Annotated in this window: 20 protein-coding genes and 1 pseudogene; 10 read left to right on the top strand and 11 right to left on the bottom strand. The window is 63.9% G+C overall.

The window, feature by feature from the left end:
* Positions 1-13: 13 nt before the first annotated feature.
* On the top strand, positions 14-589 hold the full coding sequence (locus O987_RS20600) for a helix-turn-helix domain-containing protein (protein ID WP_003052541.1): 576 nt from the start codon (positions 14-16) through the stop codon (positions 587-589).
* Between the two features lie 21 nt (positions 590-610).
* Here O987_RS20600 and O987_RS20605 read toward each other — a convergent pair whose 3' ends face one another.
* Positions 611-1,600 carry a DNA-3-methyladenine glycosylase family protein gene (locus O987_RS20605; RefSeq protein WP_043374462.1) on the bottom strand — a complete coding sequence of 330 codons (990 nt, stop codon included), beginning with the start codon at positions 1,598-1,600 and terminating at the stop codon, positions 611-613.
* 93 nt (positions 1,601-1,693) lie between these two features.
* The gene (locus O987_RS20610) at positions 1,694-2,572 is read right to left on the bottom strand and encodes a methylated-DNA--[protein]-cysteine S-methyltransferase (RefSeq protein WP_051962221.1); all 879 of its coding nucleotides are present in this window, start codon (positions 2,570-2,572) and stop codon (positions 1,694-1,696) included.
* A 155-nt stretch (positions 2,573-2,727) separates the two neighbouring features.
* Between O987_RS20610 and kynA the strand changes: the two genes are divergently transcribed.
* Positions 2,728-3,603: a tryptophan 2,3-dioxygenase gene (gene kynA / locus O987_RS20615; protein ID WP_043374464.1), complete on the top strand. Its 876-nt coding sequence runs from the start codon at positions 2,728-2,730 to the stop codon at positions 3,601-3,603.
* Positions 3,604-3,713: 110 nt separating this feature from the next.
* On the top strand, positions 3,714-4,979 hold the full coding sequence (locus O987_RS20620) for an MFS transporter (protein WP_043374467.1): 1,266 nt from the start codon (positions 3,714-3,716) through the stop codon (positions 4,977-4,979).
* Positions 4,980-5,003: 24 nt separating this feature from the next.
* On the opposite strand, the gene O987_RS20625 is transcribed toward O987_RS20620, so the two are convergent.
* From O987_RS20625 to O987_RS20635, 3 genes and pseudogenes are all read right to left on the bottom strand, one after another.
* Complete coding sequence (locus O987_RS20625) at positions 5,004-6,194, bottom strand: FAD-dependent monooxygenase (protein ID WP_043374469.1); 1,191 nt, start codon at positions 6,192-6,194, stop codon at positions 5,004-5,006.
* A 119-nt stretch (positions 6,195-6,313) separates the two neighbouring features.
* Positions 6,314-6,604 carry an H-NS family nucleoid-associated regulatory protein gene (locus tag O987_RS20630; protein WP_003052529.1) on the bottom strand — a complete coding sequence of 97 codons (291 nt, stop codon included), beginning with the start codon at positions 6,602-6,604 and terminating at the stop codon, positions 6,314-6,316.
* A 129-nt stretch (positions 6,605-6,733) separates the two neighbouring features.
* Positions 6,734-8,015 (bottom strand): annotated as a pseudogene (locus tag O987_RS20635) (hemolysin family protein).
* 23 nt (positions 8,016-8,038) lie between these two features.
* Between O987_RS20635 and O987_RS20640 the strand changes: the two are divergent.
* Positions 8,039-8,893: a symmetrical bis(5'-nucleosyl)-tetraphosphatase gene (locus O987_RS20640; RefSeq protein WP_003052528.1), complete on the top strand. Its 855-nt coding sequence runs from the start codon at positions 8,039-8,041 to the stop codon at positions 8,891-8,893.
* Between the two features lie 56 nt (positions 8,894-8,949).
* Here O987_RS20640 and O987_RS20645 read toward each other — a convergent pair whose 3' ends face one another.
* The 3 genes from O987_RS20645 to O987_RS20655 form a co-directional block, all read right to left on the bottom strand.
* Positions 8,950-10,371, bottom strand: a complete 1,422-nt coding sequence (locus O987_RS20645) for a DEAD/DEAH box helicase (protein WP_043374471.1) — start codon at positions 10,369-10,371, stop codon at positions 8,950-8,952.
* 211 nt (positions 10,372-10,582) lie between these two features.
* Positions 10,583-11,452, bottom strand: coding sequence for a neutral zinc metallopeptidase (locus O987_RS20650; RefSeq protein WP_003052522.1), 870 nt, complete (start codon positions 11,450-11,452; stop codon positions 10,583-10,585).
* Positions 11,453-11,595: 143 nt separating this feature from the next.
* The gene (locus O987_RS20655) at positions 11,596-11,925 is read right to left on the bottom strand and encodes a hypothetical protein (protein WP_043374473.1); all 330 of its coding nucleotides are present in this window, start codon (positions 11,923-11,925) and stop codon (positions 11,596-11,598) included.
* 156 nt (positions 11,926-12,081) lie between these two features.
* Here O987_RS20655 and O987_RS20660 point away from each other — a divergent pair, with 156 nt between their 5' ends.
* The 3 genes from O987_RS20660 (at position 12,082) to nadB (ending at position 15,931) form a co-directional block, all read left to right on the top strand.
* Positions 12,082-13,041 carry a delta(1)-pyrroline-2-carboxylate reductase family protein gene (locus O987_RS20660; RefSeq protein ID WP_019043600.1) on the top strand — a complete coding sequence of 320 codons (960 nt, stop codon included), beginning with the start codon at positions 12,082-12,084 and terminating at the stop codon, positions 13,039-13,041.
* Positions 13,042-13,246: 205 nt separating this feature from the next.
* Positions 13,247-14,389, top strand: coding sequence for a quinolinate synthase NadA (gene nadA, locus O987_RS20665; RefSeq protein WP_019043601.1), 1,143 nt, complete (start codon positions 13,247-13,249; stop codon positions 14,387-14,389).
* Between the two features lie 15 nt (positions 14,390-14,404).
* Positions 14,405-15,931, top strand: a complete 1,527-nt coding sequence (gene nadB / locus O987_RS20670; RefSeq protein ID WP_003052514.1) for an L-aspartate oxidase — start codon at positions 14,405-14,407, stop codon at positions 15,929-15,931.
* Positions 15,932-16,007: 76 nt separating this feature from the next.
* Here nadB and dcd read toward each other — a convergent pair whose 3' ends face one another.
* The 3 genes from dcd to O987_RS20685 all read right to left on the bottom strand — a co-directional run bounded on the left by dcd (position 16,008) and on the right by O987_RS20685 (position 19,069).
* Positions 16,008-16,574, bottom strand: coding sequence for a dCTP deaminase (dcd, locus tag O987_RS20675; RefSeq protein ID WP_003052512.1), 567 nt, complete (start codon positions 16,572-16,574; stop codon positions 16,008-16,010).
* A gap of 63 nt (positions 16,575-16,637) precedes the next feature.
* A complete protein-coding gene (gene guaD, locus O987_RS20680; protein ID WP_003052509.1) occupies positions 16,638-17,930 on the bottom strand; it encodes a guanine deaminase in 1,293 nt (430 codons plus the stop codon).
* A 242-nt stretch (positions 17,931-18,172) separates the two neighbouring features.
* A complete protein-coding gene (locus tag O987_RS20685; RefSeq protein WP_012839484.1) occupies positions 18,173-19,069 on the bottom strand; it encodes a LysR family transcriptional regulator in 897 nt (298 codons plus the stop codon).
* Between the two features lie 104 nt (positions 19,070-19,173).
* On the opposite strand from O987_RS20685, the gene glaH reads away from it, so the two are divergent.
* The 3 genes from glaH to O987_RS20700 all read left to right on the top strand — a co-directional run bounded on the left by glaH (position 19,174) and on the right by O987_RS20700 (position 21,932).
* Positions 19,174-20,097: a glutarate dioxygenase GlaH gene (gene glaH / locus O987_RS20690; protein WP_003052505.1), complete on the top strand. Its 924-nt coding sequence runs from the start codon at positions 19,174-19,176 to the stop codon at positions 20,095-20,097.
* Between the two features lie 100 nt (positions 20,098-20,197).
* Positions 20,198-21,439, top strand: coding sequence for an alpha-hydroxy acid oxidase (locus tag O987_RS20695; protein ID WP_043374478.1), 1,242 nt, complete (start codon positions 20,198-20,200; stop codon positions 21,437-21,439).
* 52 nt (positions 21,440-21,491) lie between these two features.
* The gene (locus O987_RS20700) at positions 21,492-21,932 is read left to right on the top strand and encodes an HIT family protein (protein ID WP_043374481.1); all 441 of its coding nucleotides are present in this window, start codon (positions 21,492-21,494) and stop codon (positions 21,930-21,932) included.
* Positions 21,933-21,958: the final 26 nt, after the last annotated feature.

Below are 21,958 nucleotides of genomic sequence, written 5' to 3' on the forward strand. Positions count from 1 at the left end.
AAAGGAGCCAGGCTTGAACTCCACCACTGCATCGCAGGCATCGGAGCAGGATGCGCTTTTCGGCGCCGCCGTCCGCGCGCGCCGCGCCCAGCTGGGCATCACACTGGATCAGCTGGCCCAGGCCAGCGGTGTCTCACCGGGCGCGCTGTCGCGCGTGGAACGCGGCCTGCTGGCCACCAGCCTGCGCAATGCCATGGCAATTGCACAAGGTCTGGGCTGCGAGCTTGGCGAGCTGGTGCAAAGCGCACCCAGCGCGCAGATCACGCGCGCCGGCGAGAATCTGCGCTTTGTCGACGAGGCCAGCGGCGTGGAGCGCCTGGCCCTGGCCAGCCCCAGCGCGGGTGTGAACCTCGTGCATTACCGCTTTCCGCCGCATGCGGTCTCCAGCCATTTCGCGGCCCATCGCGCAGGCACGCGCGAGGTCTTTCACGTGCTGGAAGGCAGCATCGAAGTCTTTACCGCCCAGGAGCAGGTGCTGCTGCACGCGGGCGACACGGCCACGCTGGTGGTGGACAGCGAGCACCGGCTGGCCAACGCCTCGGGCCAACCCGCACGCTTGCTGCTGCTGGTGCTGTCGCCGCCGCTCTGAAGCGCTGCCGCCTGTCGCCTCTCAATAGGCGCTGTCGGCCAGCGAGGCCCAGAGGTGCGCTGCCACCAGCGCGCGCCAGGGCTTGAACTGTTCCAGCCAGTCGCTGGCGGCACGCGCATCGGGCTTGTCGCTGCCGTTAAGCAGGCCTATGGCCCGGCGCACTGCCACATCCCCATGCAGGCTACCGTCGGGCCAGCCATAGCCGCGCAGCAAGGTGTAGTTCACCGTCCACGGCCCGATGCCCTTGACCGCCAGCAATTGCGCCGAGGCAGCGGCCACATCCTGCTCCTGCCACTGGCCAGCGGCGCTGCGGGCGGCCCAGTCGTCCAGCGGCAGGCTATCCTCGGCAACGGCCTGGGCCACGGCCAGCAGGGTCTGGGCCTTGGCCTGGGAAAAGCCCGCGCCGCGCAGCACGTCCAGCCCCAAGGCCGCCACGCGCTGAGCATCGGGATAGGCATGCAGCGCCGGCATGCCCCCGTCTTGCGCCAGCGGCTCGCCCGCCAGCGCGATCAGCTTGCGCCGCAGCGAAACGGCTACGGCCACCGTGATCTGCTGACCGGTGATGGCCCAGGTCAGCGCCTCGAAGGGCGTGGGCGAGCCGGGCACATGCAGGCCGGCCTGGCGCGACAGCAGCGCCCCCAGCTCAGGGTGGTCGCCATGCGCCAGTTCCAGCTGGCCGGGCGCGTAAATCAGCCCCAGCATGCGTTTCACCATGGCCTGCAGCGCTGCCCGGTCTGCCTCGGCCGGCTCTGCGTGCGCTGCATGCAAGCTGGCCTGCACCCGTCCGCTCTGCCATTGCAGCTGCAGCAAGGCGGGGCTGTGCTTCCACATGATGGCCTTGTGCAGGCTGCGCGCGCCGGCATCGACCCGCTCGGCCAGTTGCTGCTCGTCGCGATCATGGAAATGCACGAATTCGTCAAAGCGGTAACGCGCGGGCAGGGCAATGGAGACTTCAAGCAGCATGCGGTTTTCTATCACAGCGGGCTGCGCCGGAGCGCGCCAGTGCTTCATTCATGAAATTCATAGCTTGTATCGCCCATCAATCAATGATTTCAGATAGATATCCATCTAAAAACGTTGAGTAGCATGCGATAGCAGCTCTCTTTAAGAGAGCTTGGGTTGGGCCTGCTGGGCCTCGCGCAGCAACAGCGCACGCTTGCGCTCCACGCCCCAGCGATAGCCCGAAATGCTGCCGTCGTTGCGCAGCACACGGTGACAGGGCACGGCCACGGCAATCGGATTGGCCGCCACCGCGCTGGCCACGGCCCGCGTGGCACTTGGCTGGCCCAGATGCCGGGCCAGTTCGCTGTAGCTGACGGTCTGCCCGGCCGGAATGCGCTGCAGCGCCTGCCAGACGCGCTGCTGAAACGCCGTGCCCTGAATATCCAGCGGCAGGGCCAGCCCCAGCCGGGGCTGCTCCATCAGCGCCACCACCTGGGCCACGGTCTGTTCATACCGGGCATCGGCACCGATCAGCTGCGCCGCCGCAAAACGCCGCTGCAGATCGTCGACCAGCGCATGCGGGTCATCGCCCAGCAGCACGCAGCACACGCCCTTGTCGGTGCTGGCCACCAGCAGGCTGCCCAGCGAGCATTCGGCCAGGGCAAAGCGGATGCGCTGGTCCTGGCCGCGCCTGCGATAGGACTGCGGCGCCATGCCCAGCATGGCCGGTGCGTCCTTGTAGAAGCTGCTGCTGGCTTCATAGCCGCTCAGATAGGCCGCATCGGTAACCGACTCGCTGGCCTCCTGCGCCAGCGCATCGCGCACATGCCTGCCGCGATGGGCCTTGGCATAGGCCTTGGGCGTGAGCCCCGTGGCACGCTTGAAGCTGCGGTGCAGCTGCCAGGGGCTGAGCCCCAGCCGCTGGGCCAGCTCATCCAGCGCGGGCATGGGCTCTTCGCTCTCCAGCCAGCGGCAGCACAGGACCATGCGCTCATCGATTGGCGGGTTGGCGGCGGCTGTAGAGGGCAGAGGACTGGACATGGCTTGAATCTCGGCTGAGTGCGTTTTCCGTCACGGGTCTGTGACTGGCCTGAATTTACGCAAAGCTTTGGCAGCTTGCATCCACGTTCTTGCAGGCTTTGCGGGCCCGGATTCGGTTACGCTGCGCGCACCGATCCAACAAACATGATTTCACCATGACGAACGAATCCTCCGGCTGCCCTCTGCATGGCGGCGCCGCCATCGTCCGCGACGAGAAAGCCCAGCTCGACTTCAGCCGCGACATGAGCTATGGCGACTATCTGCATCTGGACCAGATTCTCACGGCCCAGCACCCGCTGTCGCCGGCCCATGACGAGATGCTGTTCATCGTGCAGCACCAGACCAGCGAGCTGTGGATGAAGCTGATGCTGCACGAGGTGCGCGCGGCCACCGCCGCCATTGCCAATGCCTCGGGCACGACCAAGCCCGATGCCTTCAAGATGCTGGCGCGCGTCTCGCGCATCATGGAGCAGCTGGTCAGCGCCTGGACCGTGCTGTCCACCATGACGCCGCCCGAATACTCGGCCATGCGCCCCTATCTGGCCAACTCCAGCGGCTTCCAGAGCTACCAGTACCGCTGCATCGAGTTCGCGCTGGGCAACAAGAACGCGGCCATGCTCCAGCCCCACGCGCATCGCTCGGACCTGCTGGCCCAGGTACAGGCCGCCTACGAATCGCCATCGCTGTACGACGTAGCCCTGCAGCTGCTGGCGCGCGAAGGCATCGCCGTGCCTGCCGACCGCCTGCAGCGCGACTGGACCCAGCCCTATGAAGCCAGCGAGGGCGTCAAGCAGGCATGGATCACCGTCTACCGCGATCCGCACAAGCACTGGGATCTGTACCAGCTGGGCGAAAAGCTGGCCGATATCGAAGACGCCTTCCGTCTCTGGCGCTTCCGCCACCTGACCACGGTGGAGCGCGTCATCGGCTTCAAGCGCGGCACGGGCGGCACCGGCGGCGTGAGCTACCTCAAGAAGATGCTGGACGTGGTACTGTTTCCCGAGATCTGGAGCCTGCGCACCGAGCTGTAAGCGGGCCCGGCCATCGCCACTCAGGCTGCCCCTGCTGCTCTTTCGTGACAGCGCGGGCAGCCTGAATTATTTAGGCTCCGTGCAAAACCTAACATCACAACTAACTGCCCATGCCTTCCGATCACAGCGCCGCCCCGGCTGCGCCGAACCCCAGCCCGAAGCCCGACTCCTCCGCCTGGGCCATGCTGGTCTGCCTGCTCACGGGCTTTGCACTGAGCCAGGCCTTTCGCACGGTCACCTCCATCATCGCCGACGGTCTGCGCACGGACTTTGGCCTCTCCGCGCAGTCACTAGGCTCGTTTGCCGGGCTGTTTGCGCTGTCCTTCGGCGTGGCGCAGCTGCTCATGGGCATAGGCATGGATATCTACGGCCTGCGCCGTACCGTGTTGCTGGCCTTTCCGCTGTCGATTGCGGGCGCCGCGCTGTCCGCACTGGCACCCAGCTATTCCTGGCTGATGCTGGGCCAGTTGCTGATCGGCGTGGGCTGCTCGCCCGCCTTTCTGGCCAGCACCATGTTCATCGCACGCCACTTTCCAGCCGATAAATTTGCCTATCTCTCGGGCATAGGCCTGGGTCTGGGCGGACTGGGCCTGCTGTTCACCGGCACGCCCATGGCCTGGCTGGTGCAGCATCTGGGCTGGCGTGCCGGCTTTGTGCTGCTGGCGGTGCTGAGTGTGTTGTCCTGGCTGCTGATCTTCTTCAAGGTGCACGAGCCCGAACTGCCCGGCGACGCACTGCCCAAGCCCGGTTTCATGCAGGCGCTGCAGGGTTTTGGCAGCCTGCTGCTGCTGCCTCACACCTGGGGTATCGTGCTGCTGGGCATGGTCAGCTATGCCTCGTTTCTCACGGTGCGCGGACTCTGGCTCAGCCCCATGCTGATGGACCGCTACCAGTTCTCCCTGGTCACCACCGGCAACGTGGCCCTGGCCTGCTCCGTCATTTCGCTGTTCGTGCCTTCCATGTTCGGCCGGCTCGATCCGGGACCTGCCAGACGCCGCCAGCGCATCGCACGCTTTGCGCTGCTGATGGCCGGCATTTTTGTGGCCCTGGCCCTGGTCCACCAGTCCGTGGGCAGCGTGGTTCTGCTGATGGCCATGAGCGTGCTGTCGGGCTACGGCACGCTCATCTATGCCGATGTGCGCTCCTCCTACCCGCCGGCCACGACGGGACGCGCCCTGTCCATCTTCACCATGGCCATGTTTCTCGGAGCCGCACTCATGCAGTGGCTGTCGGGTCTGGTCGCAGGGGTTGCGGAGCGCCAGAATGCCGACATCTACCAGGCCGTGATGCTGATGATTGCCGCCATGCTTGGTGGCGGCGTGCTGGCCTACCGGGTCATCAAGCCCTCGCCACTGCTGCTCAAGGCCGATCACTAGAGCACGGCGGGAGCTGCGCCCGCGCTAGAGCGCGTTCTCGTAGAGCCAGGGCACATCCATGATGCGCCCCCCCAGAGCGCGCAGCGACAGATCGCGTCCCCAGCGCAGCGGCCCTGTCGCATGGAAGATGCGGCCATTGCGCAGCGAGCGCTCCTGCACCCTGGCATTGCGCTGCCAGCGATTCAGCGCATAGCGCCGCAGCCGCAGGCTGACGTCCAGATCATGCATGGACAGAGCGCTTTGCAGTTCGGCAGCATCCTCGATGGCCATGCCTGCGCCCTGGGCCAGATAGGGACGCATGGGATGGGCGGCGTCGCCGAGCAAGGCCACCAGACCCTGCGCCATCTGGGCCTGTGACGACAGCGGCTGGCGGTCGGCCACCGGCCACAAGCGCCATTCGCCACCTCCACCCGGCACATGCTGCACCAGATCCTGCAGATAGCCACAAGTGCCCTGAAGCTGCTGCAGCAGGTCGGGCAGATTGGCGGAATGGTCCCATTGATCGAGATCCTCAGGCGCCGGGCCCTGGACGATGATCACCAGATTCTGCAGCTCGCCCCGGCGCACGGGGTACTGAATCGCGTGCAGCTGCGGCCCCAGCCATGCCGTGACCTCGCTGGTGCGCAAGCGCTTGGGCAGATTGGCCTGGTGCACCATGGCACGATAGGCCAGATGCCCTGTCACTCGCGGAGGTCCGTCGCCCAGCATCTGGGCCCGCATGGCACTGCGCACGCCATCGGCTCCGATCAGGGCATCGCCCTCGATGAGCTTTCCCGAGCTGGTGCGGATGGTGACCACGCCGTCCTGCTCGCTGTAGCTGCTTACGGCCTGGTTGAGGTTGAGGTGAACCTCGGCCAGACCCTGCAGGGTCTCCAGCAGGATCCCGTGCAGGTCGGCGCGATGAATGGTGAGATAGCTGGCCCCGTAGCGCTGCACCATATCCACGCCCAGTGGCAAACGGCCCAGCTCCTGCCCTGTCACGGCGCTGCAGGCACGCAAGGCCTGGGGGGACGCCACGACCTGCTGCAAGGATCGCTGCAGCCCCCAGGCCTGAAGACGGCGCACCACATTGGGCCCAAGCTGAATGCCGGCCCCCACTTCCGAAAACTGCGCGGCACGCTCGAACAAACGTACCCCCCAGTCGGCACGTACCGCCCCTATGGCAGCGGCCAGACCACCAATACCGCCACCTGCAATCAACACCTGCTTGTTCATGGACTCTTATTGTGCCGCCTAGTCAGCTGCATCGACGAGAACTCCGATTTGCGCTGCCGCAAACTTTGCCCCATGAAAAAAGCCCGCCAAGGCGGGCTCTTTCAACGTGCGCAAGCAGATCAAATAGCGAACTTTTCACGGTCCTGGTCTGCAATCCACTTTGGCGGCTTGCCGCGGCCGGTCCAAGTCTGACCCGTTGCAGGATCACGATACTTGGGAGCCACCTTGGCGCCAGCATTGGCGGAAGAGCGCGCGCGAGCGGGAGGGAAAACATCTTCAGCAGTCAAGCCGTACTCAGCAATCAGGCCACGAACCTTGCTCACGGCTTCGGCCAGTTCACGCGAACGGGCTTCATTGATTTGCTGTTCCAGCTCTTCTCTCTGCTTCAGGAGTTCCTTGTAAGTGCTCATGATTTGCGCTTCTCGGTTGATTAAAGTGGATTCATTATAAATGCGGGAATTTCAAATTCATCTTTTTCCGAGTAAGCAAAAACCACAATTCAAAATATTTATAAAATGCAACCATGTGTTAATAAATAGCTATTCACTCCGAGGAACCGCCAATATCTTGTCGCTGCCTTGCCCATCCATATCAACGACTTCCAATATCCCTCGCCTGCACCAGACCTTCTCGCGCGGAACGGGCAAATGACCGCTTTCAGCGAGGAATAAACCGGCCAGCGTGTTATGGATGCTATTGTCTTCATCGGGCAATACCCGAATTGCCAGCCTGGCCTTCAATTCGGCGACAGGCATCAGATCAGCCTGGACCCGTCCTCTCTTCGGGTTGCCCAGGCCCTGGCGTCCTCCACTGAGCGAGGCTCTCCAGTAATCGCCTCCCGCAAATCACGCGGCGTCATGATGCCCTGAACCATGCCATATTCATCAACCGCAAACACCATGCGTCCTGTTTTGGCGCGCAGCTGACCGAGCAGAGCTCCATCCCGGTCAGGGCTTCAGGCAAGAATGCAGAAGCCAGCACATGCTCTCTCGGCAAGTTGCCTGATCTCTCGCCCAGCGACAGTAGCCTGGACAGAGTGAGATGCCCAGCACCTCATCCAGCGAACCACGATCTACCGGATACCAGGAATGCCCGCCCATCGCCCTGCCTTCGGCGCAGGCATGCAAGCCTCAGATATCGTCATTCCGCCACCCAATCAATGCATATCGGCGCGGCGGACCATTAAAGATGTGAGATATCCATCGTCTAAATGCAAAACATTGCGCACCATCTGGTGCTCATGTGCCTCAATCCAACCCGCTTGGCGCCCCTCTTCCATACTGGCCCGATTTCCTGCTCGGTCACCGTCGTGCTGGCAGATTCACCAATACTGAGCAAAGTCAAAATGACATGCGTAGAAAATGCCAACAAACGCACAAAGGGCTTTGCCACAGAGGCAACCCAGGCCATAGGTCGCATCGCCAATACCGAAACCGGCTTGGGATGGAGCTGCCCTATACGCGCGGCAAGCAGTTCGTCGAAGATAATCGTTATAAATGTAATAGCAGTTACGACGATAGACGTTGCCGAAATGGCGGAAACCCTTTCCGATATTCCCAGCGATACCCGCCAAACTGCCAGCCCTTCGCTGAAAGCAGCCTTGCCCAAATTCCGTTGGGCAGCCCGATGGAAGTAATCCCCACTTGCACGGACGACAGAAATTGCGTGGGGTTATCGAGCAGTTCCAGCGCACCCTGCGCGCCCTTGTCCCGCCTGCGCCAAAGCCGGCAATCTGGCCTTGCGACTGGAGTCCCATGCCGATTCCGACATTGAAAACACCCCGTTGGACAGCGCCAGCAATGCAATCAGCAGAAAATCCATGACTGTCCATCAGAAAGAAGACCATGGCACTTTACTGTATCGGGGACATTCAGGGCTGCGACGACGCTTTCGAGCGCTTGTTGCAGACCGTGGATTTCTCCGCAAGTCGGGACACACTTTATGTGCTCGGCGACCTTGTCAATCGCGGCCCCAAATCCGCCGAAGTATTACGCCGCTGCATGCAGGCCGGCGATGCCATGCGACCGCTGCTCGGCAATCACGACCTCCATCTGCTGGCCGCAGCCCAGGGTCTGCGCCGGCAAAGCAGGCGCGACACATTGGCCCAGGTTCTGAGCGCACCCGATTGCGATGCCCTGCTGCACTGGCTGCGCCAGCAGCCCCTGGCTCGCCTGCATGTCAATGCCTCGGGCGAGCAATGGCTCATGGTGCATGCCGGCGTGCTGCCCCCATGGAGCGTGCAGGACGTCATGGCCTTGAGCGCCGAAGTCGAGACCGTGCTGCAATCCGCCGGACACGCGCGCTTTCTGCAGAATATGTATGGCAACCAGCCCGATCGCTGGTCCGCCGAGCTGCAAGGCGACGACCGGCTGCGCTGCGTCGTCAACGCCTTTACCCGTCTGCGCTTTTGCAGTGCCGACGGCGTCATGGACTTCGAGAGCGCGGAGTCCGCCGATCAGGCACCTGAAGGCCTGATGCCCTGGTTCGATGTGCCGGGCCGGCTCACCGCCGGTACGCCCATGGCTTTCGGCCACTGGTCCACGCTGGGCCATGTCAACCGGCCCGATCTGATGGCCATGGATACCGGCTGCGTCTGGGGCGGCTGCCTCAGCATGATGAAAATCGGCGAGCGCATGGACGAACGAGAGCTGATACAGCTGCAGTGTCCGCAGGCCCAGGCACCCGGCGCCAAGGGATAGAGCAAAGAAAAACGCCTGCATCCGGCAGGCGTTTTCCTGGGGCAATCACCCAGTGCTCAGGAAGCCACGACAGGCGCTCTGAACAAGGCTGCGACCTTGCGCTTGGGCTTGATGCTCGCGCTCTTGACCGGGGCAACATGCGTGCTGTCCCAGGATGCAGTCTCGCCGGCGCTGCTGGCCTCATAGGGCCTCTCGAAGAATGGGTCCGCATTGGCAGGACGCGGGGCCATGCGCGAAGGACGGTGTGCATAGCCGCCACGGGGCGCTGCATCGAACTCGCGTTCGCGACGTGGGCGATATTCCTCATCGCCGCGGCTGCGCCGTGGGGGGCGCAAGTCCAGCATGGGCGCGGGTTCGACGTCGATCTTCTTCTTGATCAGCTTTTCGATGTCGGCCACATTGCGGCTGTCATGGTCGGTCACCAGCGTCACGGCCAGACCCGATGCGCCGGCGCGACCGGTACGGCCGATGCGGTGCACATAGTCTTCGGCGTTGAAAGGCACGTCGTAGTTGAACACGGCGGGCACATCCTTGATGTCCAGACCGCGCGCGGCCACATCGGTACAGACCAGCAGATCCACCTCGCCGGCCTTGAAGGCTTCCAGTGCCTTCAGGCGTTCGTCCTGGCTCTTGTCTCCATGCAGTGCGCCGGCGCGCAGACCGTCACGCTCCAGGGCACGCGTCAGGCGCGCACAGCCCAGCTTGCTATTGGAGAAGATGAAGGCCTGGCGAATGTCGCGCTCCTTGAGCACGGAACGAATCGCGTAACGCTTGTCGTCATCCGAGACCTTGTAGAAGCGCTGCTCCACGGTGGAGGCCGTCTCATTGGGTCGGGCCACCTCGATGGTCACCGGATCCTGCAGATAGCTGCCGGCCAGCCGCTTGATCTCCGGCGAGAACGTGGCCGAGAACAGCAGCGTGGTGCGGCTTTTGGGCAGATAGGAGAGGATGCGCTGCAGATCCGGCAGAAAGCCGATATCCAGCATGCGGTCGGCCTCGTCCAGCACTACATATTCCACCTGGTTGAGCACCACATTCTTGGCTTCGATGTGGTCCAGCAGACGACCTGGCGTGGCCACCAGCACCTCGACGCCTTTTTTCAGCTCGAGGGTCTGGGGTTTCATGTCCATGCCACCGAAGACCACGGTGCTGCGCAGCTTGGTGTGCTTGGCGTACAGGGCAATCTGTTGTGCCACCTGATCGGCCAGTTCACGCGTGGGCAGCAGCACCAGGGCACGCACCGGATGGCGGGCAGGCGATGCTGAAGCGTTTTCATGGCGCATCAGGCGCTGCAGCAGGGGCAGGGAGAAAGCCGCCGTCTTGCCAGTGCCGGTCTGGGCTGCGCCCATGACGTCCTTGCCGGTCAATACCACCGGAATGGCCTGCGCCTGAATCGGAGTCATGGACTCATAGCCCATGTCGGCCACTGCGCGTGCCAGGGGCTCAGCCAAGTGAAGATTGGAGAAAGAGCTTGTCATTGAGAGCGCTATTGTCGCACCGAGTGGGTTTTTCGCGTTGGCTTTGTGATTTTCTGCAGACGCAAAGCCTTCGCCCCCTCTGTTTGCGGGCAAAAAAAGCCTTGCCAATATCCCGTGCAATCTATCGGGATAACCCGGATTTTCACATTCTGCCGCTCCAAAAACAAAGGCGTGTGACAAAGCACACGCCTGTCGCCAGGCAGCTGGTGACTCAAAGCGACTGGGCCGAAAAGGTGTCGCAGGCCTTGACGCTGCCGGTCTTGTAGCCCTGGGTGAACCAGCGCACACGCTGGGCGCTGGAGCCATGGGTAAAGCTGTCGGGACGCACCGTGCCCGTGGCTTCACGCTGCAGCTTGTCGTCGCCGATTTGCTGGGCGGCATTCACGGCCGACTCGATATCGCCCTGCTCCAGCCAGCTCTTGGCCTGCTGCGACTTGTTGGCCCAGATGCCGGCCAGACAGTCGGCCTGCAGCTCCAGGCGTACGGACATGGCGTTCTGCTCGCGCTCGCTGACACGACCGCGCATGGCATCCACCTTGCCCGAGATGCCGAGCAGGTTCTGCACATGGTGTCCCACCTCGTGGGCCACCACATAGGCACGCGCGAACTCGCCGGGCGCGCCCAGCTGACGGCTCATGGTGCTGAAGAAGTCCATGTCCAGATAGACCTTGCGGTCACCCGGGCAGTAGAACGGCCCCATGGCCGACTGCCCCGTGCCGCAGGCCGTGGGCGTCACGCCGGTGAACAGCACCAGCTTGGGGTTCTGATACTGGGCACCGCCTTCACGGAAAATCTGGGCCCAGACATCCTCGGTCGAGGCCAGCACCGTGGAGACGAACCTGCCGCCCTGGTCATCTGCTGCGGGACGATGGGCGGGAGCCTGCTGCACCTGGGGCGATCCGCCGCCAGAGAGCACGCCGATGGTGGTCAGCGGATTGATGCCGAACACGCCCCAGCCAATCAGCGCCAGCACCACCGTGCCGATGCCTATGCTGCGGCCACCAATGGGGAAACCACCGCCGCCACCGTCTCCACGGCGGTCTTCGACATTGTCCGACTCGCGGTTACCTTCCCATCTCATGGTGCGTTCTCCTTTGCTGTGTTGCACGCGGCCTGCGCCGGGTGGCGATATTAAGGGCTGGGGCTGCGACCGAAGGTATCAAGCTGTGCTTTTGCCGCACCGGTCAAGCTGCAGTGCAGCATTGTTGACGTTTGGCCAGGTTTTCAGCGGCCGGCAGGCACGGGTATCAGGTTCACGCCCGGCGTTCCCGGTGTGGACTGGGGCTGGTTGCGGGCGACCTGCTCCTCCACCACATCGACCATGCTCAGAAACAGGAAAGCCACTGCCAGCAGGCCGACAACGGCCAGGACGGCCGATGCCCAGAGCCTGGCGGAAGAGGATTTGCGCGGCGTTGCCGCCTGCTGCTGGGTAGGCTCATAGGACGCGGCCGAGCCGCCATCCCGCCAGACAGGCTCGACAGGACCGCGGCTGGAAGGCGCTTGTGTCCAGGTAGGGTCCTTGCGTTGCCCGGAGCGGGAAGAAAAGCCAAACATGAGTGCACAGAATCGATGAATAAGACAGTGGCTATTGTGCGCGCTGCCAGCCCTTGCTCCCGGCGTCTATGCAGCGACCTGCTGTCGGCCAACACCGGGCCGGGCTTGCAATTCTGTAAGCTCGAAGCCCTGTCCGCTGCCCTCATACAACTGCCCATGAATGCCCTGACCCAGCCATCTACAGCGTCTCTCGATGCCAACGCTACTGCCGCACTGCTGCCATGGACCGCCCTGGCCGATGAAATCGAAGCACTTTTGCTCCAGCTGCAAAACAGTGGCGGTGTCACTGTTCCGCCACGCATCGTCATGCCCACGGCTGCGGACAACTGTCTGTTCTGCATGCCGGCCACCGATGGCCAGGTGGCCATGACCAAGCTCATCAGCTTCACGCCCGGCAATGCCCAGGCGGGCAGACCCACCATTCAGGGCGATATCGTGGTCTTTGACGCGGCCACCGGAGAGCGCCAGCTGATTCTGGACGGTCCCACCGTCACGGCCAGACGCACCGCCGCCGTCTCGCTGCTGGCAGCACGCCGTCTGGCCCCCAGGCCTGAAGGCGCACTGCTCATCGTCGGCGCCGGCGTGCAGGGCAGCGCCCATCTGCAGGCCTTTGCCCAGGGCCTGGGCACGCAGGAAGTCTGGATTCACTCGCGCAGCGCCCATAGTGCGCAGCGGCTTGCAGACCAGGCCCGCGACCTGGGTCTGCAGGCACGCATCGCCGATGACCTGGAGGAAGCTGCCCGGCACTGCCCGCTGATCGTGACCTGCACGCCCGCACAGGCCGTGGTGCTGCACGAGGCCGCGCGGCCCGATGCCTTTGTCTGCGCCGTGGGTGCCTTCACTCCCAAAATGGTGGAACTGGCTCCGGCGCTGTGCCAGCGCTTTCTGCGTGAAGGCCAGATCGTCGTCGACACCGAAGATGCGTTGCACGAGGCCGGCGACCTGCTGCAGGCCCGCATTGACGTCAGCACCCTGCCCACACTGGCCACCGTGGTGCAGCACAACTGGTCGCGCCCCACGACCCCTGTGCTCTTCAAATCCTGTGGCTGGGGCGGCTGGGATCTGGCCGCCACACGCCTGGCACGGCGCCAGCATCAGCTGAGCCTCCTCGTTTAAGCAGCTTCCACACGCTCATTTATCAGAAGCATCAATCCATTGATGAATAAGCGCCAGAGCGATTTTTCGTGATTCCCCGCTGATCCCCCTCCCCCCGCCAAAGGCAGCGGCCGACCTTCTGATTTGTCTCTCAGGTGACAAACATCAAAAAAGCGGTTTTAATAATACTCAGATTGAGTATAAATATTTAACAGCACAACTCAGGATGGAGACGATGACGATCAAAACCGTGGAATTCGACCAGCCCGCACCGGGCAGCAGCACCCAGTGCAGCACAGGCCAGGCCTGGGCCAGGGTGCTGCCGCCGCAGGACCGCCAGCAGCAGCGCGAGACGGCACAGCGCATCAAGGCCTTGCTCAGGGAACGCAATGCCGTCATGGTCGCCCACTACTACGTGGACGGCGCACTGCAGGATCTGGCACGCGATACCGGAGGCTGTGTGGGCGACTCGCTGGAGATGGCGCGCTTTGGCGCCAACCACCCGGCCAGGACCCTGATCGTGGCCGGAGTGCGCTTCATGGGCGAGACCGCCAAGATCCTGAGCCCCGAAAAAACCGTGCTCATGCCCGACGGCGATGCCACCTGCTCGCTGGATCTGGGCTGCCCGGCCGACGAATTCAGCCGGTTCTGCGACGCCCATCCCGATCGCACCGTGGTCGTCTATGCCAATACCAGCGCCGCCGTGAAAGCCCGGGCCGACTGGGTGGTCACCTCGTCGGTAGGACAGGACATCGTGGCCGCCCTGCATGCCCGCGGCGAGAAAATCCTCTGGGCGCCCGACCGCCACCTGGGCAGCCATATCCAGCAGCAGACCGGCGCCGACATGCTGCTGTGGCAGGGCAGTTGCGTGGTCCATGACGAATTCAAGGCCGACGAGCTGCAAGCCCTGGCCAACGCCCACCCCGGGGCCGCGATTCTGGTTCACCCCGAATCGCCTGCCGCCGTCACGGCGCTGGCCGATGTGGTGGGCTCCACCACCCAGCTGATTGCCGCCGTGGGCAAGCTGCCCACCGACAGCTTCATCGTCGCCACCGATCAGGGCATTCTTCACGATATGCGCCAGCGCTATCCGGGCAAGCGCTTTCTCGCAGCCCCGACGGCGGGCACGGGCGGCAGCTGCAAAAGCTGCGCCTTCTGCCCCTGGATGGCCATGAACAGCCTGCCCGGCGTGGAGAGGACGCTGCAGCAGGGCAGCGGTGCCATCGAGCTGGATGCGGCGCTGGGCCGGGCCGCCCGCAAGCCCATTCAGCGCATGCTGGACTTCGCGGCGGCACAGCGCCAGCCGGTACGCGCCAGCGGCGAACTGGAACGCGACGCGGCCCTGTTCCAGAACTTCGGTCCGGCCTGAGCGAGGACAAGCACCATGCCCCAATCCCCGACCGGCAGCGATGTGCTCATCATCGGCTGCGGACTGGCCGGCCTGACGCTGGCGCTCAGCCTGCCCAGCAGGCTGCGCATCACCGTGCTCAGCAAAAGCCGTGCCGACGAATGCGCCAGTGCCTGGGCGCAAGGCGGCATTGCCGCCGTGCTGGACCCCGCCGACAGCCTGCAGTCCCATGTGCAGGACACGCTGATCGCCGGAGCCGGTCTCTGTGACGAAGCTGCCGTGCGCCGCATCCTGGAGCAGGGCCCCCAGGCCATCGCCTGGCTGCAAGCCCTGGGCGTGCCCTTCAGCACCGATGCCGAAGGCCGCCTGCACCTGACGCGCGAAGGCGGTCACAGCGCACGGCGCATCGTGCATGCGGCCGACCGCACCGGGCATGCCGTGCACCAGACCTTGCTGCAGGCCTGCCAGCGCCTGAAGCACATCACCTTGCTGCAGCATTGCAGCGCCATGGAACTGCTGCAGGACGCTCAGCAGCGCTGCGTGGGCGCCAGCGTGCGCAATGCCGATGGCCAGCAGCAGAACATGCTGGCCAGCCATACGGTGCTGGCCACGGGCGGCATGGGCCAGATCTACCCCAGCACCACCAACCCGGCCACGGCGACCGGCGACGGCATCGCCATGGCCTGGCGTGCGGGCTGTGTCGTGCGCGACCTGGAGTTCATGCAGTTCCACCCCACGGCCTTGCAGGTGGGCGGCCGGTCCGTGGGCCTGGTCTCGGAAGCGCTGCGCGGCGAAGGCGCCCTGCTGTGCCTGCCGGACCGGCACGGCCAGCCTGGCGAGCGCTTCATGCTGCGCCACGACCCGCGCGCCGAGCTGGCGCCGCGCGATATCGTGGCCCGTGCCATCGATGGCGAAATGCGTGCCCACCAGTTGCCCCATGTGCTGCTGGACATCACGCACCGCAGCCGCGACTGGCTGACCCGGCATTTTCCGGGCGTCATGGCACTGTGCGCGCAGCACGGCATAGACATCGCCACCCAGCCCATTCCTGTCGCGCCCTGCGCCCACTATGCCTGCGGCGGCGTGCAGGCCCATGTGGACGGCCGCACCGCCGTGGCCGGGCTGTGGGCGATTGGCGAGGTGGCCCGCACCGGCCTGCATGGCGCCAATCGACTGGCCAGCAACTCGCTGCTGGAATGCGTGGTCATGGCCAGGTCTGCCGCCCTGCGCATGGCCGAGCAGCCACTGCACAGGCCGGCGGCGATTCATGACAGGCCGCGCAAGTCCGGCAAGAGCCTGAGCGCTGAAAGCCAGCAGGAGATGCGCCAGGCGCTGCAGCAGCTCATGCTGCACAACGTCGGCATCGTGCGCAGCAACCACAGCCTGATTGCGGCGGCCAAGCAACTGGTGCTGTGGCGCGCTCAATGGCGCGGCGCCGACCCAGCACTTCGCAACCAGCTGGCCCTGTGCAGCCTGATGGTGGACGCAGCGCTGCAGCGCCATGCCAGCGTGGGCGCGCACTGCAATCTGGACTGGCCGGCGCTCGAGGCGGCAGCCGCCTGACCCCGCCCTGCAGCCTCCCTGGAAAGCAAAAAGCCCGCTGTATCCGCAGCGGGCTTTTTTGGCGAAGCAACAGGCTTCAGGCCTTGGGCAGGGTCACGCCATGCTGGCCCTGGTACTTGCCGTTGCGGTCCTTGTAGCTGACTTCGCATTGCTCGTCGCCCTGGAAGAACAGCACCTGGGCGCAGCCTTCGCCCGCATAGATCTTGGCCGGCAAAGGCGTGGTGTTGGAGAACTCCAGCGTCACATAGCCTTCCCACTCGGGCTCGAAGGGCGTCACGTTGACGATGATGCCGCAGCGCGCATAAGTGCTCTTGCCCAGGCAGACGGTCAGCACGTCGCGCGGGATGCGGAAGTACTCCACCGTGCGGGCCAGAGCAAAGCTGTTGGGCGGGATGATGCAATAGTCACCCTCGAAGTCGACAAAGCTCTTCTCGTCAAAATTCTTGGGGTCCACCACCGTGCTGTGGATATTCGTGAAGACCTTGAATTCGCGGGCGCAACGGATGTCGTAGCCATAGCTTGAAGTGCCGTAGCTGATGATCTTCTTGCCGTCGACCTGGCGCACCTGGCCAGGCTCGAAAGGCTCGATCATGCCGTGCTGCTCCGCCATCTGACGGATCCATTTGTCGCTCTTGATGCTCATTAGAAGTCCTGTATCGCTTGATTTTTCATAGCGTTGTGCGCTCACAAATCAAGCGCAAGACCGCTATTTTGCTTGAGAAACAATGGTTTGCTCAATCAGGCGGTCATCTCCGAGGATGATCATGGCAAACAGCAGCTCGTCCAGATTGCGCGCCTGGGCCGTCTTGCGCGCCAGCAGCGGCGTGCAGCCGGGGTTGATGACGACCAGATCGGCCTCGCAGCCGGGCTGCAGATTGCCGATCACGCCCTGCAGACCCAGCGCGCGCGCAGCGCCTGCCGTGTGCTGCCACCACAGGTTCTGGGGCGACAGGCTCTGGCCCTGCTTGGCATGGCCCTCGCGCCCCACCACATAGGCGGCCTGCATGGTGCGAAACGGCGAGAAGCTCATGCCGCCACCCACGTCGCTGGCCAGGCCGTAGAGCATGCCGGCCTGGTCGGCCTTGAGGTAGTCGAAATAGCCGCTGGCCAGAAACTGGTTGCTGGTCGGGCTGATGGCCGCTGCCGAGCGCGTGTCGTGCATGAGCTGGCGGTCGGTTTCGTCGAGCCAGATGCTGTGCGCATAGACGGCGCGCTCGCGCATCAGGCCGAAGTCGTCATAGACGGCCAGATAGCTGCGCGCGGCGGGGAACAGCTCCTTGACCCAGGCAATCTCGTCCAGGTTCTCGGCCACATGGGACTGAATCCAGACATCGCCATACCTGGCTGCCAGCTCGCCCGCACCGCGCAGCTGCGCTTCGGTGCTGGTCGGTGCAAAGCGCGGCGTGATCGCATAGCCCAGGCGGTCCACGCCATGCCAGCGCTGGATCAGCGTTTCGGTGTCGATCAGGCCTTGCTCGGTCTCGTCGCGCACGCCATCGGGGCTGTTGCGGTCCTGCAGCACCTTGCCGGCAATCATGCGCATGCTGCGCTTTTGCGCTGCCGTCATGATGGCATCCACCGAGGTCGGATGCGAGGTTGCAAAGGCCAGCGCCGTGGTCACACCGTTGCGCAGCAGCTCGTTCATGAAGAAATCGGCCACGCCATCGGCATATTCGCGATCGTGAAAACGCGACTCGTGCGGGAAGGTGTAGTTCTCCAGCCAGGGCAGCAGCCCAGGGGCCGGCGCGCCGATCACATCGGTCTGCGGGTAGTGGATATGCAGGTCGACAAAGCCCGGTGCCAGCAGCCTGCCGGGCAGGTGAATGACTTGCACGCCTTCGCGCTCGAGATACTGGTCGGCCAGCGCCTGCCAGCTGCCCGCAGCCACCACACGCTGCACGCCCGCGGCATCGGGAGCAATCGCCAGCAAGGCGTCGGAGTCATAAACCGCTTGGCCGTCATCGGCGAAGCGCAGCAGGGCACTACGATAGATTTTCATGGACCAGAGCTTACGCGCCCGCTCTCGCCTGCGGAACACGGCAGCGCTTATAGAGGCTATACGGCTGCGCGCAGGCCAGGGCTTTCGCTATCAATAACAAAGCTTGTTTCGCTTTCCAGTAATTGAATTCAATACCATTTATATCTGAAATCAAGTATCAGAAAGCGATAGAAGCTAGCATTTTTGCTAGTTCGACAGGCCAGAAACCAGCGCCGCAACACCCCCTTCCCGCAGCCGCGCCACTAGGCGGCGCAGCTTCTGGCCACGGCCAGAAAGGCGCGCACCGCGGGCGAGTTCTCGCGCTCGCGGTAGGCCAGCGCCATGTGCACGTTTTCCTTGAAGTCACGCAGCGGCCTGAAGGCCACGCCCGGCTGATTGAGCAGGCGGTTCGACTCGGGCAGCACCACAATGCCATAGCCCGCGGCCGCCAGGCTGGTTGCCGTGACGAAGTCGTTGACGCGATAGGCCTCGCGAGCCGAAAAACCGGCCGTCTCGGCCAGCCGCGCCAACACCTCGGCAAAGCCTTCGCTTTCGTTGATGAACTGCGGCGCAATAAAGGTCTGGCCGCGCAGATCGGCCACGCTGATGGACTCATGGCGTGCCAGAGGGTGGTTCTCGGCCAGCGCCACCATGAAGGGCTCGCTGTGCACGATGACCGCCTTGACCCCCTCGGGGTAGCGACGGCGCGGCCGCAGCAGACCGGCATCGATCTCGCCCTGCTGCAGCGCCTGCAGCTGGCGCGGCGTCTCCATGGCCAGCACCTGCATGTGCACCTGCTCATGGCCGGGGCGGAACTGCGTGAGCATGCGCGCCAGCACACCCGAGGTCACGGACGAGGAGATATAGCCCAGCTTGACATGGCCGCTCATGCCCTGGGCCGCCAGCTGCCCGATCTGCTGGGCCCGCTCCATATGGCGCAGCACGGCCACGGCTTCGTCATAAAGCAGCTCGCCCGCATCGGTCAGCGTGATGGGCTTGCGCTTGTTGCGCTGCAGCAGGCGCACGCCCAGCTGCTGCTCCAGCTGCTGCACCTGCACGCTGACCGCAGATTGGGCCACGCCCAGCTTGTCGGCGGCACGCGAGAAATGCAGCTCCTGGGCCACGGTGACGAAGTGCTCGAGTTGGCGGTAGCTGAGCATGGATTTAATCTGAATTTCTTATCAAAAAATGCATTTAACCCCATAGATCGTATCAAACAAGAAGTGTTCAATCACACCATTCCTGATTGAAGTACCCGCCCACCATGAACGCTACGACCCCCCAGCAACTGATTCAACCTGCCGCCTACGAGATCAGCACTCACCCCGAGCATCCCCGCCTGCTGAAGCTGACCCTGAACGCCGACGCACTGAACGCCTTCCTGGCCGATGTGCGCGATATCGACGTGCAGAACCTCGAGTACGTGCCTTTCATGCGCTTTCATCTGGCGCGCCGCCTGAAGGCCCACATGGGTGACGACTTTGGCGAGACCCTGGTGAACATCATCAAGGACCGCAGGCATGGCGGCTTTGTGCTGGGTCTGGAAGGCGTGAGCCAGGATAGCGACGACTATGTGAAGTTCGGCACCGCCATCGGCCATATCCTGGGCCCGGCCAACCACGACTCCATGTCCAACAAGTACTACGCACGCTTCCTGGTCAAGCACACCGACGCCAGCGACTCCTATCTGCGCCAGGCTTACCGTCTGTTCACCATGCACACCGACGGCACCTTCGTGACCGAGGCCACCGACTGGCTGCTGATGATGAAGTTTGACGAGCGAAACGCCGTGGGCGGCGAGTCGCGCTTTCTGCACCTGGACGACTGGAGCGAGCTGGACCGCTTCGTGCAGGACCCGCTGGGCGCCAGGCCCCTGCTGTACAAAGCCCCCGGCTCCAAGAACGTGAGCGAGCGCGTCGAGCGCCCCGTGTTCTTCCACGGCGAGTTCGGCCTGTCCATCTCCTTCATCGACCAGTTCGTGCAGCCCGCCAACGACGCCGAAGCCGAATACCTGCAGAATCTGTCGGAATCGATGGAAAATTCGTCCGGCACCCGCACCGTCAGTCTGCCCGCCGGCGACCTGGTGGTTCTGAACAACTACTTCTATGTGCACGGCCGCGCACCGTTCGAGCGTAACGAGCAACTGCACCGCGAGCTGATGCGTCAGCGCGGTACATTCGCTCAGTAAACCTTGAACACCTGATGTTTCTGTCACGCCCCCGTGCACCGCAAGTGTGCGGGGGCGCAGCCAGTTAAACCCCTGAATTTCGCTCCCGAAGCGCCCTACCATGGCATCGTCACAAGCCCCTGCTGCAAACGCAGCCTCCGCCCCCAAAGCGCAAGCCGCCTACGGCCAACGCGCAGGGCTTCCCCGTCATCTGCAGAACATCCTGTCGCTGCAGGACTTCGAGGCCGCAGCGCGCAAGCACCTGCCCCGCCCGCTTTACGGCTATGTCTCCGGCGCGGCCGAAGACTGTGTCTCGCTGCAGGCCAACCGTGACAGCTTCCAGCAATACGGCTTCAGCTCCAGGGTCATGGTGGATGTGTCACAACGCCATCAGAAAGTGGAGCTGTTCGGCCAGACCTGGGACTCGCCCTTCGGCGTGGCCCCCGTGGGCATCAGCGCCATCTCGGCCTATCGCGGCGATCTGGTGCTGGCGCAGACGGCGGCTGCCAACCGCATTCCCGCCATCATGAGCGGCACCTCCCTGATCCCCATGGAAGAAGTGGCCAAGGCCGCGCCATCGACCTGGTTCCAGGCCTATCTGCCCGGCGACACCACGCGCATCGACGGCCTGATCGAGCGCATCGAGGCCGCCGGCTTCGGCACCCTGGTCATCACCGTGGACATCCCCGTCTGGGCCAACCGCGAGAACAATGTGCGCACGGGCTTCTCCATGCCGCTGCGTCCCTCGCTGCGCCTGGCCTATGACGGCATCACCCGTCCGCGCTGGATGGTGGGCACCATGCTGCGCACCCTGATCAACCACGGCATGCCGCACTTCGAGAATTCGTTTGCCACGCGCGGCGCGCCTCTGCTGTCGGGCACCGCCATCCGCGATACCACGGGCCGCGACCACCTGAACTGGAAGCACATCGAGCGCATCCGCCAGCGCTGGCAGGGCAACCTCATCATCAAGGGCATCCTCAACGAAGATGATGCCGTGATGGCCGCCGATATCGGCGCGCAAGGCATCGTGGTCTCCAACCACGGCGGCCGTCAGCTCGACGGCGTGGTCGCCCCGCTGCAGATGCTGCCCTATGTGGTGGACCGCGTGGGCCACCGCACGGCCGTGATGATGGACAGCGGCATTCGCCGCGGCAGCGATGTGCTCAAGGCCATGGCCCTGGGCGCGCGTATGGTGTTTCTGGGCCGCCCCTTCATGTACGCAGCCGCAGTTGGCGGTGCACAGGGCGTGGACCATGCCATCACCTTGCTGCGTGACGAGGTGGATCGCAATATGGCCATGCTGGGCGCGACATCCATGGCCGAGATCACCCGCGACTGCCTGCGCGCGACGCGGGGCTGAAACCGGTCAGCCTCTAAGATAGGACGCTTGAACCATAAAAAAGGAGAGCGTCATGCCCATGTTTGTAGACCACTCGCCCCCTGGCGAGTGCATTTTCTGCAAGCTCGTCAAAGGGGAGATTCCATCGGCCAAGGTCTATGAGGACGAGCTGACCATCGCCTTCATGGACATCGGCCAGGCCACGCGAGGCCATGTGCTGGTGGCCAGCAAGCGCCATGCCGTCAATCTGCTGGAGCTGACGCCCGAGGAAGCCGGCGCAGTGATGCAGACGGCCCAGCGCGTGGCGGCCGCGGTGAACAGGGCTTTCGATCCCGACGGCATCAATATCTTCCAGGCCAATGGTGCGCCGGCGGGGCAGACGGTGTTTCACTTTCATCTGCATGTGCTGCCGCGCTTCGAGGGCGATGGCCTGTCCGTGGTCTGGCAGCGCGAGGAACCGGGCTTTGCCGTGCTGGGCGAGCTGGCCGAGAAAATCAAGGCCGAATTGGCGTAAGTCGAATCACCATTAAAAAAAGAGAG

The sequence above is a fragment of the Comamonas testosteroni TK102 genome (assembly GCF_000739375.1).
GTDB classification, from domain to species: domain Bacteria; phylum Pseudomonadota; class Gammaproteobacteria; order Burkholderiales; family Burkholderiaceae_C; genus Comamonas; species Comamonas brasiliensis.